The following is a 2,352-nucleotide window of genomic DNA, read 5'->3' on the forward strand; positions in this document are numbered from 1 at the left end:
GGGCCGCCCAGCCAGCGTTGCCAGCGCTCGATACTGCTTTCCAGCCAGTCGCTGCGCAGCAAGCGGCCGTTGTAGCGGCCGCCCGCCACCGCCGCGCGTAGATCGTCCAGCTCGCTATTGCGCCAGTGCTGCTGCACCGCCTCCCAGGCACGGGCAAACTCGGCGTCGGCCGGGCCGGCATCGACCAGGGGTGCTTCGATCTTCAGCCAGGGCTGGCCCAGATAGCGACCCAGCTCGGCGCGCCAGCGATCCGGGGTCTCGCCTTGATCGACCAGCCAGTCCACCCAGCTGGCATCACCCAGTGCCAAGGCCTGCTTGTAGGCGCTATCGAATGCCGCCTGCACCATATCGGCTTCATCGGCGACCAGCTCGCTACCGAGTTCCAGCCCGGCCAGCAGCGCATGCTCGCCCAGCGCGCGCTGGCAAAAGCTGTGGATGGTGAAGATGGCCGCCGCATCAAAGCCCGATACTGCGGCAGTTACCCGACGCAGGGCATCGCTCAGCTGCTCGGGCGGCAATTGGGCAATCAAGGCCGCGCACAGCGGGTCGGCGGCTGGACCGTGGCCTTCCAGCTGCTGCTCCAGCGCGCTGGCCAGCTCAGCCAGCCGGGCGCGGATGCGCCCGCGCAATTCGGCGGTGGCGGCGCGGGTAAAGGTCACCACCAGGATCTGCTCCGGACTGAGGCCCTTGCCATCGGCGCCGCCTTGCAGCACCAGGCGCAGATACAGCGCCGCAATGGTCCAGGTCTTGCCGGTGCCGGCACTGGCCTCGATCAGTTGCAAGCCGTCTAGCGGCAGGGCGAGCGGGTCGAAACTCATATGCGCTGCTCCGCGGCCAGCATCGGCAATAGCAGCCGGCCGGCCCAGTCCTGGAACACGGCGTCGACCAGCAAGGCGCCGCGCCACAGGGCATGGTTGGATTTATACCGGCCTTCGCCAGTCTGGTGATCATTGCCGACCCAGCGCTGCATGGCACTACGTTCGGCACGCCAGGCGAGGTCGGTGGCGGTTTCGGCCGGGCGCGATTTGCTGGCGGCCTTCGGCCCGGCTGCCATCACCGTCGCCCAGGCCAGTGAGCTGCGCGGCCAGAATGGCGCCGGCGCGCGATGGGCGGCCAGCCAAAGCGCCAGCCAGTCGCGCAAGTGCTGCTCGGCGTCCTCTACCGGCCCGAAGTGCAGCTCGGTATCGAGCGCCACCAGCCGGGTATGGCGGGCAACACCATCGGGTGCGGCGGCGCACAGGCATAAATGGCGCAGCCAGGCGCTGATGCGCGCCACCTCGCCCAGCTCGCGGCGCTCGCGCAGGAACTGGCCGTCGGCGCTGAGGCCGTGCAGGCGCCCCAGCATATTCAGTTGGCTGAATTGCTGGTCTGACACCGCCAACTGCAGTGAGAATTCATAGTCGCTACCGCTGCCGGCATTGCGCCAGGCTGCCACCGCCGGCGCGAATTGCTTGGCGGCGCGCTGGGCCAGGCTATCGCCGAGCGATCCTTCGGGCAGTATCGCTGCGCCATGGCCAAGCGCTTGCAACACCGTGCCCTCGTCGGCACGTGCCTCGGCCAGCTGTAGCAAGGATTGCTTGGTATTGCGATCAAGACCAAACGGTTCGCGCTGTTCCAGCGCCGCATCGGCCCGCTCGAAACGCAAGCCGAGCTGGCGCAGCAGCCAGCCGCCGGGGTCGCGCACATAGGCCAGCAGGCCTTCGAGGCTGATGGTGTTCGCGATCGGCAAAGCAGCAGGTGCCGCCAGCAAGGGCGTGGCTTGACCGCTGCCCTGGCCGATGCGCGCCGCCAGCGCCGCCCAGCGACTGGCATAGCTGGGCGGCTGGCCGCTGGCAAAGCGGCTGGCGGCAAACGGTTGCAGGCTGTGCTGCACGCACAGGCGCGGCGTCGGGTCGCCGCCAGCCTCGTCTTGCCAGCTGCTGCGCACCGCATCGAGCAGATCGGCGATCACCGTTGAAGGCGGCATAGGCTCGTCGGTACGCGCATCGCGGCCAGTGTAGAACAGCAGCAGGGCATCGCGGGCGGCCAGCATGGTTTCCAGGAATAGCCAGCGATCATCGAGCCGGCGGGTACGATCGCCGCGCATCGGATGGCGGGCGATCAGGTCAAAGCCGTCGGGCGGCATATCGCGCGGGAAGGCGCCGTCTTCCAGTCCCAGCACCGCCACGATGCGGAACGGCAGGCTGCGCATCGGCACCAGCTGGGCAAAGGTGACGCCGCCGGTCAAAAAACCACCGGCGCTGGTGTTGGCGCTCAGGCGGCTTTCCAGCCAGTCGGCCACGGCGGCGCGCTCGGCCGGGGCGGTGAGCCGGGCATTCTGGGCCAGATCGGCCAGGGCGGTGAGCGCGGCCT

General features: G+C 68.9%; 1 protein-coding gene and 1 pseudogene. Both read right to left on the bottom strand.

The window, feature by feature from the left end; translation table 11 throughout:
* Positions 1 to 818, bottom strand: an 818-nt coding sequence (locus tag ACE3OH_RS21680) for a UvrD-helicase domain-containing protein (RefSeq protein WP_374358193.1), incomplete at its 3' end; no start/stop codon positions are given.
* Positions 815 to 2,352, bottom strand: a pseudogene (locus ACE3OH_RS21685) (hypothetical protein); the annotation flags it as partial. The pseudogene ACE3OH_RS21685 and the gene ACE3OH_RS21680, both read right to left, overlap by 4 nt.

The organism is Chitinimonas sp., assembly GCF_041904975.1.
Lineage (GTDB): Bacteria > Pseudomonadota > Gammaproteobacteria > Burkholderiales > Chitinimonadaceae > Chitinimonas.